Origin of the sequence: Polynucleobacter sp. TUM22923 (assembly GCF_030295705.1) — a bacterium.
Taxonomy (GTDB): Bacteria; Pseudomonadota; Gammaproteobacteria; order Burkholderiales; family Burkholderiaceae; genus Polynucleobacter.
Window position 1 is genome coordinate 569,300 of the sequence record NZ_AP027274.1, and the last position, 14,675, is coordinate 583,974.

The 14,675-nt window shown below is 45.6% G+C and carries 12 protein-coding genes, 2 tRNA genes and 1 pseudogene; 5 read left to right on the forward strand and 10 right to left on the reverse strand.

Features of this window, described 5'->3' with window-relative positions; all coding sequences use genetic code 11:
• Positions 1-49 precede the first annotated feature (49 nt).
• Positions 50-2,509, reverse strand: a pseudogene (locus QUD86_RS02915) (penicillin acylase family protein).
• 133 nt (positions 2,510-2,642) lie between these two features.
• Here QUD86_RS02915 and QUD86_RS02920 point away from each other — a divergent pair.
• Positions 2,643-2,733: transfer RNA gene (locus tag QUD86_RS02920), tRNA-Leu, on the forward strand.
• A gap of 66 nt (positions 2,734-2,799) precedes the next feature.
• Here QUD86_RS02920 and panD read toward each other — a convergent pair.
• A complete protein-coding gene (panD, locus tag QUD86_RS02925; RefSeq protein ID WP_286297910.1) occupies positions 2,800-3,168 on the reverse strand; it encodes an aspartate 1-decarboxylase in 369 nt (122 codons plus the stop codon).
• Between the two features lie 254 nt (positions 3,169-3,422).
• Between panD and QUD86_RS02930 the strand changes: the two genes are divergently transcribed.
• Positions 3,423-3,896 (forward strand): hypothetical protein, encoded by a 474-nt coding sequence (locus QUD86_RS02930; protein WP_286297911.1) that lies wholly within the window; start codon positions 3,423-3,425, stop codon positions 3,894-3,896.
• A gap of 15 nt (positions 3,897-3,911) precedes the next feature.
• On the opposite strand, the gene QUD86_RS02935 is transcribed toward QUD86_RS02930, so the two are convergent.
• From QUD86_RS02935 to QUD86_RS02955, 5 genes are read right to left on the reverse strand one after another with little or no spacing between them, the layout of a single operon-like run.
• Positions 3,912-4,325, reverse strand: coding sequence for an ExbD/TolR family protein (locus QUD86_RS02935; RefSeq protein WP_286297913.1), 414 nt, complete (start codon positions 4,323-4,325; stop codon positions 3,912-3,914).
• Between the two features lie 2 nt (positions 4,326-4,327).
• Positions 4,328-5,020 (reverse strand): MotA/TolQ/ExbB proton channel family protein, encoded by a 693-nt coding sequence (locus tag QUD86_RS02940; RefSeq protein WP_286297914.1) that lies wholly within the window; start codon positions 5,018-5,020, stop codon positions 4,328-4,330.
• Positions 5,021-5,025: 5 nt separating this feature from the next.
• A complete protein-coding gene (locus tag QUD86_RS02945) occupies positions 5,026-5,721 on the reverse strand; it encodes an energy transducer TonB (RefSeq protein ID WP_286297915.1) in 696 nt (231 codons plus the stop codon).
• A complete protein-coding gene (gene murI / locus QUD86_RS02950) occupies positions 5,718-6,545 on the reverse strand; it encodes a glutamate racemase (protein ID WP_286297917.1) in 828 nt (275 codons plus the stop codon). Before murI ends, QUD86_RS02945 begins: the two co-directional genes overlap by 4 nt.
• Positions 6,546-6,560: 15 nt before the next feature.
• Positions 6,561-8,084: a fumarate hydratase gene (locus QUD86_RS02955; RefSeq protein WP_286297918.1), complete on the reverse strand. Its 1,524-nt coding sequence runs from the start codon at positions 8,082-8,084 to the stop codon at positions 6,561-6,563.
• A gap of 172 nt (positions 8,085-8,256) precedes the next feature.
• Here QUD86_RS02955 and acs point away from each other — a divergent pair, with 172 nt between their 5' ends.
• Both acs and QUD86_RS02965 read left to right on the forward strand, forming a co-directional pair.
• Positions 8,257-10,230, forward strand: coding sequence for an acetate--CoA ligase (gene acs / locus QUD86_RS02960; protein ID WP_286297919.1), 1,974 nt, complete (start codon positions 8,257-8,259; stop codon positions 10,228-10,230).
• A 56-nt stretch (positions 10,231-10,286) separates the two neighbouring features.
• Positions 10,287-10,377 (forward strand) — tRNA-Ser (locus tag QUD86_RS02965).
• Between the two features lie 190 nt (positions 10,378-10,567).
• Here QUD86_RS02965 and QUD86_RS02970 read toward each other — a convergent pair.
• The 3 genes from QUD86_RS02970 to QUD86_RS02980 all read right to left on the reverse strand — a co-directional run bounded on the left by QUD86_RS02970 (position 10,568) and on the right by QUD86_RS02980 (position 11,899).
• The gene (locus QUD86_RS02970) at positions 10,568-11,026 is read right to left on the reverse strand and encodes a mobile mystery protein A (protein ID WP_286297920.1); all 459 of its coding nucleotides are present in this window, start codon (positions 11,024-11,026) and stop codon (positions 10,568-10,570) included.
• A gap of 464 nt (positions 11,027-11,490) precedes the next feature.
• Complete coding sequence (locus tag QUD86_RS02975) at positions 11,491-11,691, reverse strand: hypothetical protein (RefSeq protein ID WP_286297921.1); 201 nt, start codon at positions 11,689-11,691, stop codon at positions 11,491-11,493.
• Between the two features lie 22 nt (positions 11,692-11,713).
• Entirely contained in the window at positions 11,714-11,899 is a 186-nt protein-coding gene (locus tag QUD86_RS02980; RefSeq protein WP_286297923.1) for a sigma factor-like helix-turn-helix DNA-binding protein, read from the reverse strand.
• 528 nt (positions 11,900-12,427) lie between these two features.
• On the opposite strand from QUD86_RS02980, the gene QUD86_RS02985 reads away from it, so the two are divergent.
• Positions 12,428-13,885, forward strand: coding sequence for a DUF2779 domain-containing protein (locus QUD86_RS02985; RefSeq protein ID WP_286297925.1), 1,458 nt, complete (start codon positions 12,428-12,430; stop codon positions 13,883-13,885).
• Positions 13,886-14,675: the final 790 nt, after the last annotated feature.

Sequence of the window (14,675 nt, forward strand, 5' to 3'; positions counted from 1 at the left end):
GAGCTAAATCAAACTAAGAAAAATTCATTTCAAACTGTGTAACCACAGTTTACTTGGTATTGAGCTCTAGTTGACGGCTTACTTTTTCGGGTTTCATTTGTAGTGGAAGGTACTCGTTTTTAGCCCATTGCGCGCTCATATTTCGATATAGCTTGCTTTGGACCCAGCCCGATTGACCCGTTTGATAGATAAACAGGGATTTTTCTAAATCAGATAGATCGTAAAGGGTCCGCAGGCTCGCAGCTTGTTTAGTCTCAAAGGCGTTGTCACTCTTGAGTAGCTCTAGCCGCCCCACATTAACGGTGAAGCTATCGCCGGGGAATGGCTGGCTAAGATTAAATAGGCTACCCAGAAATGGAACTTTACTAAATGGACGATGTTCTGATACAGCAATATGCGCATTGCCCCATGCCCACTTTTGTGGATCGCTACCAAACTGCTTGCTGAGTTGTTCTACTGCTAGGTCAAATGCCGCATTAGAAGCTTCAGCACAAGACTCAATCGGGGTTGTTGTTGGGTCATCGCACCATGGGCTGTTGGGGTTCTGTAGCTGAAGCATGAGTGGAGCTCTGTAATTTCGTGTGCCGTAGGTTTCTGTAAATAAGTAACCCAACCGAGAGAATAATTTACGCGTGAGTTGATCGGCCCAAGCATTAAAAATAAGAGCGCCAGCACTATCTATACGCATGTCTCCATTAAAGCCTTTGCTTAGCTGGAGCGCCTGTTGCCCCAAACGATATTGAGATTGAGAAGACTTAAATAAATCCAGTAAAGGGGTAGCCCCCAAAGACAAGGTATCAGCCTGCATTGCCTTCATGGAGTCAAAGTCATGAGCAGATTTTTCTTTAATGAGATCAACAATCCTATCGTAGCGAGTAGGGAGTTCCCAGTCACCCGTTAAAGGATTGGGGTTATTGCTGGCTAAAATCTGCTGATTGGCTGTGGCAATCCAGTTGGAATCTGGGTTATTACTGCTGGGCAGCTGATCAAAGGGTAGGTAAGCATCCCAATCGTATTGTTTCTCCCAGCCCAGAGCAGGTGCTACTCCGTAGAGTCCTTGATGCAGTGTCCGCTTAGGGGCAACGCCTGCCGCCTGATAACTAATGTTGCCATCAAGATCGGCCATCACGACGTTTTGCATCGGAGCATAGTTTTTGCGTAGCGCTTGCTTAAAGAGGGTTAAATCAGTCGCCTTGTTCATTTCTAGCAGACCGACAACCGATCGGTTTTCAACATCGAGCGCAGTCCAGCGTAAGGCTAATGCAAAGCGATCAGTATCGATGACTCTTTTAGCTCGTTCATACGACTCAGAAATAATCGGACCATGACGCGTTTCTTTCACAACAAAACGCAAGGGTTCGGCTCCTTTGATGTCAATGATCTCTTGGCGGACCTTAAAGGCTAGTAAACCCTCTGGCCCACGATAGACCCCTGGATTTTTTGGATCAAGTTGTTCGATATAGAGGTCTTGTACATCAGGACCGGTGTTCGTAAAACTCCAGGCAAATTTGTCTGTTCTACCCAAGACGACAGCTGGAATACCTGGCAGAGTGGCGCCGATGACATTAAGACCGGGAGCCTCTAAATGGGCGACATACCAGATTGCGGGAGCAGATAAGCCAAGGTGAGGGTCATTTGCAAGCAAGGGCTTGCCGGATACAGTGAGTTTGCCGTTCAGAGCCCAATTATTGGAGCCAATGCCCTCTTGGCCGCCGGGCACTCGATTAATGGAGAGCTCTGTGGACGGCAGCGACTTCGATTTTTGATTTCTAGCTTGTGGATGTTGATTGAATACCTTGTTGTCACGATACATCTTGGCAAAATCCACATTACTTACAGGATTGCCGGGTGTGTATGGCGGCAGAACTTCCCATACTTGCTTTGTCGTTAAAAATTGAGATAACTCTAGTCGTTGTAATTCTTTATCCCAATTGCCGCCCAGATCCAGTGCCATCATGAGCATCTAGGCCACACTATCGCTTGGGGACCAGTGACCTGGCTTGCTACCCGTTAAAAAATACTCCACCGGTAGGGCCCAGCCTAGGTGCGCATTGCCGGTGTTGACGCCATCTGCATACGATTGCAGTAATCGCTTTGCAGCAATTGGATAGCGATCAAATTGTTTCTCAGCAGCATGCTTTATTCCTAGTGTGCGAATAAAGCGGTCGATGGAAACCGTTTCCTTACCCAGGATTTCAGAAAGGCGACCACTGGCTAATCGGCGATTGATTTCCATCTGCCAAGATCGTTCGCTAGCATGGAGATACCCCAGTGCAAAAAGTGCATCTGCAGAGGTTTTTGCTTGAATGTGCGGGATATCGCTAGCGTCAAAGGTAATGACTACCCCATCGCCTAAACTTTTGATTGTGCGTGCGCCAGAGAGGCTTGTTTTGGCTGAAGCGAGATAGATCACCACAGTAATAACGATCAATATCAGGATCACGGAGGTAACCCAGGCACACCCCTTAATAAGGGACTTAAAACCAGCAGAGGGGTGCGGAAATGTCATCAGAATAGTTTAATGGGTTTACTCTGAGTGCTACAAAATCAGGGCTCAGCTCAGCTTCTTAGCCCAAGGGTGCCCCGCGTGCTAAAATTTTGTTTGTCTTGTTTTATTAAGTGCGACTTCATTGCTCGCACGAGCCCGAGTGGTGAAATCGGTAGACACAACAGATTTAAAATCTGTCGCTTTCCGAAAGGGGCGTGCCGGTTCGATTCCGGCCTCGGGCACCAATAATTTATTTAGTTTGATTGTTGAACAAGACAAACTCAGGCAAAAAAAAGAAAAACAGGCTGCGTCTATAGCTTAATTTTTTTAATCTCTTTGATGTGATTGTTGGAGTCGATTAAAACTACCTTCGGAATATGGGTCAGTGCATCGGCCTCACTCATCGGCCCATATGTGCAGATGATGAGTAAATCACCAACGTGTGCTTTGCGAGCAGCTGCGCCATTGAGTGAAATAATTCCAGAGCCGCGCTCAGCCTTAATGATGTAAGTTGAAAAACGCTCACCATTATTAATATTATAAAGTTCGATTTTCTCGAATTCTTTCATATCAGCGGCTTGCATCAGATCCTCATCGATGCCGCATGAACCCTCGTACTCTAAGTCTGCCTCGGTGACAGTAACGCGATGTAATTTGGCACGAAGCATAATGCGCTGCATAATTTAAACTTTCAAGCAAGAGTTGAGCCGTTGTAAAGCCAGAGAATACTTTCAGGGTTGATTTTATAGCACCAGGTATCCACAACCCCATTGGTGCCTCTAATCTGCCCATCATTACTTTTGTTGCCAAACTATAATTGAGCAATTATTTACGATTGCAGTCTCAAGCATTAGCCGGATCTCATTAGTCAGATCACATTAGTCAGATCTCATTAGTCCGCTCTCGTTCATTATTCTAAAAATAGCTTTTAATCATGATCAGACCCCATTTATCGATCCTCCTCTTGTCGACCTCCCTTTTGGTGATGTCGGCACCTGCACAAGCAGTCGAGCCCCTCATCTTCAATTGTGTGCGAGCCGAACAGCAGTACACCGAAACTTATGAATTAAGAATTGATCCCGCTGTTAAAGGGAAAAAGGCCAAAGTATTTGTTGATGATCGTGATTTAGATCGTGCCGATGAGATGGGGCGTCAGGTGGTGAAGTCGGTAGTCATCAGCAAGGATGCGGCCCTAATTTCAGTGCAAGCCCAATTTTTGCCAGAACGTTTTGACGACATTCAATACGGTCCTGGCGTTGTAACAACACTCATTAATATTCAACTCTTAACAGGTCGTCTTAGTAAAACAGAAACTATTCAAGGCGGAATTTTATCGGCTACCCTAGGTGATGGTACGCGGACCTATCAGGAGCAGTGCACTCTACTCAAGCGGGGCTCACCTCAATAGGGTGATGGCATGGAGCTAGTTTGGTTCGGTCACAAATCCTAGTTTAGTCAGGCCTGCACGGCGTGAGGCTGCCAGCACCTGTGCAACATACTCGTATTTGACCGATTTATCTGCGCGCAAATTAATTTCTGGTTGCGGTTCTTTTTGGGCTGCTTTTTCTGCATACCCATCAAATGTTTTTAAATCAATGGGCGCGCTGTTCCAAAAGATTTGTCCTTGAGCGTTAATCGTTAATTGAACAGACTCTGGCTTTACTTCATTACGCACGCTGTTGGCTTTTGGTAATTCCACTTTGACTGCTTGCTGAATGACTGGCAAAGTAATCATAAAGATGATCAGCAACACCAACATGACATCCACCATCGGGGTCATGTTGATTTCAGCCATCAGGCTATCTTCGTTCTGATCATTCTGCAGATTGAAAGACATCGTTATTCTCCAGACTTCATGCGTGCACCAGTGACAAAATACGCCAGCAAATCATTTCCAAAGCGATTGAGGTCAGCGCCCAGTAATTTATTCGCACGGTTCAGGGCATTAAAGCCTAGCACGGCAGGAATGGCTACCGCTAAGCCGAGGGCTGTCATGATGAGGGCCTCACCAATTGGTCCGGCCACTTGGTCAATTTGAGCGCTACCAGAGCTGCTAATCGCAATTAATGCGTGGTAGATACCCCATACCGTACCGAATAGACCAACAAAGGGTGCTGTTGCTCCTGTGGAGCCTAAAAAGGTTAATCCCTTTTGGAACCCTGCGGTAACTCCATCAATACTATTTTTAAGACTACGCGCCATCCACTCTGAGTAGTTCAATGTTTGTAATAGCTCGCGATGATTACTTGCTTGACTTTGGTGGTGCGCAGAAGCGGCGCTAGCTGCTTTGGCTATTTGATAGTAAGGATTAACTGCATGGTTGGTCAAAGTCTGAAGGCCTTGTTCATACGATGTAGCGCGCCAAAATTGTTCTAGCTCAGGCTTCAGTTTTTGTAGGCTACGCACAGCCCAATAGCGTGACAACAAGATTACCCAGGTAATGATAGAGGAGGTCAGTAGTGCAATTGCTACAAAGCGGGTAATTGCATCGCCCTCGAGCCAAAGATTTGCTAAGCCAAATGGTGTATTCATGGTGATTAATTCTTTAAATTAAATTTAATTAACAGGTTAGTAGAAATTCTGGCGGCTGCACCATTCACTATAAATGGCTTGAAACGATAACGTCTACCAATTTCGGTTGCTGCTCGGTCTAAGCGCGGAAATGAACTGGATCGCAATAGGGCGACATCTTCAACATTCCCCCCCTCATCGATGATCAATCTCACCACCACTTCCCCTTGCTCTCCCGAGCGCTTGGAGAATGATGGATAGTAAGCGTCGGCATCGGGTTGGTATACCACCACCAGTTTACCAATGTCAGTCTGTATAGGCGTACCACTAGAACCCGCATTAGTAGCGGGGGCAACCGTTGCATTAGGTGTTGGAGATTCGCTTTTGGACGATTGCGGCGTGGGTGGGCTCGCTTTTTGCTCCTGAGTTTGAGGCGGGGTTTGCGCTTGTGCTTGGGTGGATTTTTCATCCACCACTTTTTTCTTTTGTTCTTGCTTTGGTTTCGGTGGGGGCGGTGTAGCTTGGGGTTGTTGAGAGGCCTCTGGGCTAACAAGATTAGCCATCACTCTGGCGTCGCTCTGATCATCACGGTGGTCATGGGTGGGCAATCGAATGAGATCGGCGAATAGTAAAACATGCACCAAAATGACTATTCCAATAATAATGCGATCCGTTTTATCAAACGGCAGGAAGGTGTTCATTTTCTGAAACAAGGATCTCATGCCAGTTCACCTAAACGTTGAGCGGATACGACATGCCCTGCCAAATCCGTTGTCATCAGATCTTTTGCCATCGACAGTAAGGTGGTTTCATCTTTGCTACTAATAAAGACTACTGTACCAATCGTAGTGGAGCCATCCTGAGTAGGTTGCTTTGAAGGGCGCAAAAGTGACTCTATTTGTCTGTTGAGTTGTTTGACAACGGCTTCGCTGGTATCGACCAAGGTGATAGTGTCCCCAAGCAATTGACGAATCACATTTTTTAAAAATGGGTAGTGGGTGCATCCTAAGACTAGCGTATCGGCGCCCGCAGACTGAATCGGTTTGAGGTGCTCAGCCAGCAGTGCAAGGGTCGCTGCACTATCGGCCTGTCCAGCTTCTATTAAGGGGACTAAGCCAGCTCCAGATTGTTTAATAAAGCGGCAGTGCTCTGGCAATGTTGCCAGCAGTGCATTGAACTTATCGCTGTTGAGCGTTGCTTCGGTAGCTAGCACTCCTACGATTCCATTAAAAGACTGCATCGCTGCAGGCTTGATGCCGGGCTCTACTCCGATGATGGGGGTGTCCGTAAGCTGAGAGCGGATATCGGCAATCGCTTGTGCTGTAGCAGTGTTACAGGCCACGACAATGACATCACACCCTAGTGCAGCCAGGTGCTGACAAAGTGCCATGCTCCGAGAGGCAATCCAGGCGCTGGTTTTTTCTCCATAAGGTGCGTGGAGTGAATCGGCTAAATAAATATAGTTATGCCCAGGCAGCCTGAGCATAGCCTCATCCAAAATGGATAGGCCACCTACGCCAGAATCAAAAACCCCGATGAGTGCCAAACGATAAACCTTGCTTTAAATTATTTTGACCGGAATATTGCCGATCTTTGCTTGCCATTCTTTAGGGCCGATGTCATGCATTGAGATGCCAGCAGAGCTGACCGCTACTGTCACGGGCATGTCTTTGACATCGAATTCATAAATCGCTTCCATGCCTAAATCAGCGAAGCCAACTACCTTCGCTGTTTGAATTGCTTTGGATACTAAGTAGGCGGCGCCTCCAACAGCCATAAGGTAAGCAGATTTATGTTTTTTGATTGCCTCAATCGCAACCGGTCCACGTTCTGCTTTTCCGATCATCGAGATCAGGCCAGTCTGAGAGAGCATCATCTCGGTAAATTTATCCATGCGAGTTGATGTCGTTGGGCCCGCTGGACCGACCGCTTCATTGCCTACGGGATCAACCGGGCCAACGTAGTAGATCACTCGATCTTTAAAGCTGACCGGAAGCGCTTCACCTTTAGCCAACATGTCCTGAATGCGCTTATGGGCTGCATCACGACCCGTTAAAATTTTGCCGTTCAAAAGCAATGTTTCACCTTCTTTCCAGCCGGCAACTTCTGCGGCGGTCAGGGTGTCCAAGTTCACTCGCTTTGATTTTTGAGTGTCTGGCGTCCAAGTTACATCTGGCCAGTCTGCTAATGAGGGAATCTCTAACTTGGCAGGCCCATCACCATGAAGGTGGAAATGGATGTGACGTGTTGCTGCGCAGTTCGGAATCATGGCTACTGGTAAAGATGCAGCATGCGTTGGATAGTCCAGAATTTTAATATCCAGTACGGTTGTTAGGCCACCTAAGCCCTGGGCGCCAATGCCAAGTTGATTGACCTTTTCAAAAATCTCTAAGCGAAGCTCTTCAACACGATTTTTAGGACCACGGGTAATTAACTCCTGAATATCGACAGGGCCCATTAAGGATTCTTTAGCCATCAACATGGCTTTCTCTGGGGTACCTCCGATACCAATACCTAGAATGCCCGGAGGACACCAGCCCGCACCCATTGTGGGCACAGTCTTGACTACCCAATCAACGATGGAGTCAGAGGGGTTGAGCATGACCATCTTGGCTTTATTTTCAGAGCCACCGCCCTTGGCCGCACAAATGACCTCAACATCGTCGCCCGGAACAATTTCATAATGAATCACGGCGGGGGTGTTGTCACCGGTATTGCGGCGCTTTCCGGCGGGATCTTCCAATACAGATGCGCGTAAAGGATTTTCAGGGTTCATATAAGCACGGCGAACACCTTCGTTCACCATATCAGAAACGCTCATCGTGGCGTCACTCCATTGAACGTTCATGCCAATTTTGAGAAACACCACAGCGATGCCGGTGTCTTGGCACATCGGCCGATGACCTTCTGCGCACATGCGACTATTGGTCAGGATTTGAGCAATGGCATCTTTGGCGGCAGCCCCTTGTTCAAGTTCATATGCCTTACCCAAGGCTGAGATGAAATCCTTAGGGTGGTAGTAGGAAATGAACTGAAATGCATCGGCAACACTCTGAATGAGGTCGTTTTGTTTGATATTTGTCATGGTAATGGGCTTATTTTGTGAAGTTTTTCTTATTTTAAGGGTTTGCCATAGAGCAAAAGTTACGCGTTTTCACTTATCTTATTAGCTGTTGGGAACGTATTTCCCTAATTCTGCGTTATTTTCGTGGAAAAAGACGATTCATTATTCATTATTCATTTGAGGGCTGTAACGCATGGAACAATTATCGCAAGAAAACCGCGTATTTCACCCGCCAGCAGACTTTGTAAAAGGCGCTGCAATCTCTGGGATGGATGCTTATCACCAGCTATGTGCCGAAGCAGAGAAAGATTATGACGGTTTCTGGGCGCGTCTTGCCAATGAACATATTTTTTGGAAGAAGCCATTTACGACGGTTTTAGATGAATCTACAGCACCTTTTTACAAATGGTTTGAAGATGGCCTAACCAATGCCTCATACAACTGCCTAGACCTCAATGTTCAAAAAGGTCTGGGTGATAAAAAAGCCATTATTTTTGAAGCGGACGACGGCACTGTCAGTAATGTGACCTACCAAGACTTATTGGATCGCGTTTCGAAGATGGCAAACGCACTTCGCAAAATGGGCATTCAGTCGGGCGATCGCGTCATCATTTACATGTCGATGTCTATTGAAGGTGTTGTAGCAATGCAAGCATGTGCTCGTATTGGTGCGATTCACTCGGTAGTGTTCGGTGGCTTCTCTGCAAAATCATTACAAGAACGAATTGTGGACGTTGGTGCGGTAGCGGTGATTACTGCTGATGAGCAATTGCGTGGCGGTAAAGCATTGCCACTGAAGGTGATTGTGGATGAAGCGATTGCCTTAGGCGATTGTGAAAAAGTAAAGAACGTCATTGTTTATCAACGTACAGGCGGCAACATTCCAATGACAGCAGGGCGTGACTCTTGGATGCATGAAGTTGTCGCTAATGAATCCGCTAGCTGTGAGCCAGAGTGGGTCAGCGCTGAACATCCGCTCTTTATTTTGTATACATCGGGCTCTACTGGTAAACCAAAAGGCGTACAGCACTCTACGGGCGGCTACTTATTGTGGGCTATTCTCACAATGAAATGGACCTTTGATGTTAAGCATGACGATGTGTTCTGGTGTACTGCTGACATTGGCTGGGTTACTGGCCACTCCTATATTACGTATGGCCCTTTAGCTGTTGGCGCTACAGAGATTGTCTTTGAAGGTGTGCCAACATTCCCTAATGCAGGCCGTTTTTGGGACACGATTCAAAAACATAAAGCGACTATTTTCTACACCGCCCCAACTGCTATTCGTTCGCTGATTAAAGCCTCTAGTAATGATGAAGCAGTACATCCTAAGAGCTATGACTTATCCTCATTGCGTTTGTTGGGATCAGTAGGAGAGCCAATTAATCCAGAGGCATGGATGTGGTATTACGAAAATGTGGGTGGCTCACGCTGCCCTATTGTGGATACATTCTGGCAGACTGAAACTGGTGGCCATATGATTTCACCATTGCCAGGCGCAACACCGATGGTTCCGGGTTCATGCACGTTGCCATTACCGGGAATCATGGCAGCGATTGTGGATGAAGTAGGGCACGATGTGCCCAATGGCCATGGTGGCATTTTGGTAGTAAAGCGTCCTTGGCCTTCCATGATTCGCACGATTTGGAATGACCCTGATCGTTTCGTGAAGTCATACTTCCCCGAAGAATTGGGTGGGACTTTATATCTTGCAGGTGATGGCGCTATTCGAAATAAAGATAATGCCTACTTTACGATTACAGGCCGTATTGACGACGTCTTAAACGTTTCTGGTCACCGCATGGGTACGATGGAAATCGAATCTTGCTTAGTAGCTAACCCATTAGTTGCTGAGGCTGCAGTCGTAGGGCGCCCAGATGAGTTAACGGGTGAAGCTATTTGTGCTTTTGTTGTTCTCAAAGGCGGTCGTCCAACGGGTGATGAGGCTAAAAAGTTAGCACTTGATTTACGTAATTGGGTCGGTAAAGAAATTGGTCCAATTGCAAAGCCAAAAGATATTCGCTTTGGTGACAACTTACCTAAAACCCGTTCGGGCAAGATCATGCGTCGTTTATTGCGTGTTATTGCCAAGGGTGAAGAGGTCACACAAGACACATCCACACTAGAGAACCCTGCCATTTTGGATCAACTTAAGCAGCCTCTATAAGTATTTATCCAGGAAACCCTTTCGCAAACTGCATTGATCGTATAATTGCAGGCTTCGGAAGGGTGGATGAGCGGTTTAAGTCACACGCCTGGAAAGCGTGCGTAGGTTTATAGCCTACCGCGGGTTCGAATCCCGCCTCTTCCGCCAGTATCACCCTAAGAGCCCCTATCCACGGGGCTCTTTCTTTTTCAGGGCTCTGTACCCACCACTGTACCCACCACCAAAACATTGCCTCAGTATGTCTTTTACTGGAGTAAGGTGGACCAGTAAGCTAAATTTATTAAAGTAAAAAGTACGATTTCAATCGGAGTGGCTCCTGGCACATATTCAAACTGCATCACCATAAGTTCCTTCTGGGGCCGTCTAATATCTCTTTTGCCAGTAGTTGCAGTTGCTTCTCACTAGCGAACTTTTCTACCGACTGATCCTCTAGACTCATTGAGTGAGAAATAGGGCGCAGTCTTTCACGCGCAACCGTAATGGCGCGATCTTCCAAGATTTTTTCTAAAGACTTGCGCGGTACTAAGGCGTATTGCAACTCGCAATCTAAGGCATTAGCTAGCTTGCGCAGGCTAGCTAAAGTGGTCCTTTCATCAGCTTCTGCCTTTTCAAGCTTGCTAATGCTGGCAGGTGTAACACCAAGCTTGCGAGCGAGTGCAGAGGCTGACATACCCAAAGATTCACGGATAGCCTTAACCCACCCATTATTTGGGGGGCTTGGGAGGCGAGCATCCCTTAACTTAGTAAGGGCTAAATCCATTTGGTAGAGTTGTAAGTTGGCGAATTTCTTGTTCATATTGATACCTATAGGTATTAATTTTTATATCTAATTGTAACTTATAAGTATGAATTAATTAAATAAAATGATACCCATAGGTATCAAATAGATATAAGAAGGAGGGGTTTTAGGTCAAATAACAACGTCATTTCGTCAAGGGCACCCCAAAGGGGGTGGGCTAATTGGACTCCATGGATCGCCGTAGTAGCTATATAAAAAATCAGGGCCACCTTCTTTTGATATCACCGATACCCGTATAGAAAATAATTGCCCAATTGGGAAGGCCGTTCTCATGGCTTTTGAGCATTCAACTCTCATGCCAGAGGCAAATCCCTGCCCAGGCAGGGGTCTAACGCGAATACTTGAACCAGAATTTTCCTTGACGGCTCTGAAGGTTTCAACAATTATCTGCATAAAGGCGCATTTCTTTTTTTATTCCATCTTATAAATATTTATCTCTTGACCGCATGTAATCTTGGTATTCAATCATTGGTATTAAAAAATCCTGGTGGAATTGGCGGATGATGGCAAACAATCTTTCTGGGCTCTTGCGTCCTCTCTGTAATTTTTGCTTGTATTTGTGCGTTTAAGATAGCTCTGGCTGCTTTAAATCGAGCTATTCTCCCTTCGCCTTGGGAATAATCAAAATCTTCGTTTTCTGCTGGGTCATTTAAATGCGTCATGTTTTTATTAATTCCTCTAAGGTTAAAGAATCTGATTCATACATCTAATGTTTCTAAGTCCTAATTTCTTTCGCAGCTTAATGAGCGCCTTAACTTCCACCTGTCTAATTCTTTCGCGCGTAACACCCATTACTTCGCCAACCTCTTTTAGGGTCAGGCTGTCTAATGCCGATACAGATTTTGAATTGAGTCCAATTTGAGTTTTCATATTGATGTTTTCTAGGATGCTTATAAAGAAATAGTCCTATAACCAGCATACGCTAATGTGATTTCACGATATGAGATAACTTCTGTTTTTTATGTATAGCGATGTGGGGGCGTGATGAGTCATCTACTAGCGATTGGATTTAACAAATTTTTGCAGTCACGATATTTGAAAGCAGAAAGAAGACTGCGATTTTTCTCAATGGATTATTTGAATATGATCTCTTATTAAATTTGTTGAGGAGGCTAGATAGGGCTTTAAGGCATACTCAAAGTTGAATACAAGACCTTTAGAAGTTGTTTATGAGCGAGACCCAGAAGAAAGTTAAGCCATCGTTGGCTTCATTGCTGGCTGACTAATCAATTTCTACAGGCAGAGATCTTATTAAGCAGTTAGAAAAAAAGAGCAAAAAAAAGAGCAAACAAAAAGAGCAAACAAAAAGAGCAAGACAGAGTACTCCAGCAAGAAGCAATTGAGTTTGAAAAACGCAATCGACGGTCAAAGCCGCGCTAAGGTTAAAGAAAAACACCCATGGTAAGTCTCAGTAAATCAAAAATCATCGCGCATCGTCAGTGCCCCAAGCGCCTATGGTTACAAGTCAATCGCCCTGAGCTCATTAGCATTAGTGAAGCTACCCAAGTCAGACTCAATGAAGGCAATCTTGTAGGTGATATTGCCCGTCACAACTACCCTGATGGGTTTTTGATAGATACCCTAAATAAAAAGGATTCTATTGAGCTCACAAAAAAGGCATTAGATGATCACAAGCCCATATTTGAAGCCGCCTTCTTTGAAGAAGATGTTTTAATTCGGGCGGATTTACTATTGCCGGACCAAGAAAGCTATCGGCTGGTAGAAGTGAAGTCCTCAACTGGGGTAAAGCCCTATCACGTGGAAGATGCAGCAGTGCAGGCTTGGGTAATGAGTAAAGCAGGGCACCCACCAAGTGCAACAGCTCTAGCCTATATCAATAATCAATTCGTATACCAAGGCGACGGTAAGTACATCGGTCTTTTTGAAGAGGCCGACCTAACTAGCCAGGTAGAAGCTAACCTTCCCCAAGTGCAGGCTTGGGTAGACTCTGCAAAAAAGACTCTAAGCGCTACACAAGAGCCAGATATACAGCCGGGTGAGCAATGCACTAAACCCTTTGCTTGTGATTTCATGGAACACTGCAGCCCACCAGAAGAGGGCGTTGAGTACCCAGTAGAGATCTTACCCTTTGGTAAAGCCATTGCAGCAGAGTTAAGAGCCGATGGATACAAAGATCTACGCGGTGTACCTGCTAAACGATTGACTAACCCCAAACACCTTAAAGTGCATGCAGTTACGCTCAGTGGTCAAGCCACCTTAGATCAAGAAGCTACCGATCAAATAAACGCATTACCTTACCCCCGCTATTACCTTGATTTTGAAACCATTGGTTTTGCGGTACCCATCTGGGCAGGCACACGTCCTTATGTGCAATTGCCCTTTCAGTGGTCATGCCACATCGAGCAGGCAGATGGAGCCACTACCCATAAAGAGTTTTTAGATCTAAGCGGCAGTGACCCAAGAGAAGCATTTGCCAAAACACTCATTGAAGTGGCAGGTAAGCAGGGCCCCATTGTGGTCTACAACGCTGGATTTGAAGGGGGCAAAATTCAAGGGCTGGCTGATACCTACCCAGAACTATCTGATGAACTACTAGCTATTAAAGAGCGCTTTTTCGATCTCTTACCATTGGCAAGAAACCACTATTACCATCCAGAGATGAAAGGCTCTTGGTCTATCAAGGCAGTATTGCCGACTATAGATCCAGAGCTAAATTATTCAAACCTAGAGATCAGTAATGGCGGAATGGCGCAAGATGCGTATAAGCGTGCTGTTCATGCACAAACCAATAAAGAACAAAAAGAAGCAATAAAACAAGCCATGCTTGAGTACTGCAAACAAGATACGCTAGCGATGGTCAAAATAATGCAGGCTTGGGGTGCCAACCCTGCATAGGGATGTATATAAACCATCATGTTGTGGCGCTGAGAAAGTATGTTGTTGACAGCGTAAATGGTTTAGAAGTGATGCTTTACTTTACTTTACTTTACTTTCGCTGAAGATTTAAGGTGCAAGGAAGAAGGGTGCGCTATTACTTTATGCATTCGTAGGGATTGGGTTTCACCATCCATCAGTCAGCTTTAAAAGGTAGTCGTTAAATCAGTTAGCCAGTCTGGTGAGTGATTCAACAAAATAGATGGGTGGCCGGACTTAATGTTCCAAGCAGCCCAAACAGTGCAGTTTAGGAGCGGTGAGGAGGGTGAAGAGGGTGACGGGGGGTTGAGGAATTTCGAGGGCCGTATGTGACTATTGCCTATCTTTAACGGGCATTAAATTAACTACAAGCGTTAGAGCAGTGCTGAGTGCTTGTCGGCCGGCATCAGATATAAAATTTACCTGGCAGGGTGTGTATCAGGCCCTAAAGAAATAAAAAACAGATCAGATTTACATCCAATGCTGGTAGATGCGGCTAGAACCGATTGGAGATGGTTTATTGGAGATGGTTTAGGTGAGCCCTTTAAATAGATTAAAAAGGTCGGCGACCCATTCTATATAGGCCATGAAAGAAGAATCTTCGGATGGTGAGCTTTATTTTGCAGTGAAAAGTAAATTGCTTAATGAAGAAATTTGACAATCTTGGATGACCCATCGGCATAGGTAAACAAAACTTCATACTCGCCAATAATCTTGGAATGCTTGAGCTTCTTACTTCCCCATCCCACATCTTTTTTGAATCCTAAAACTC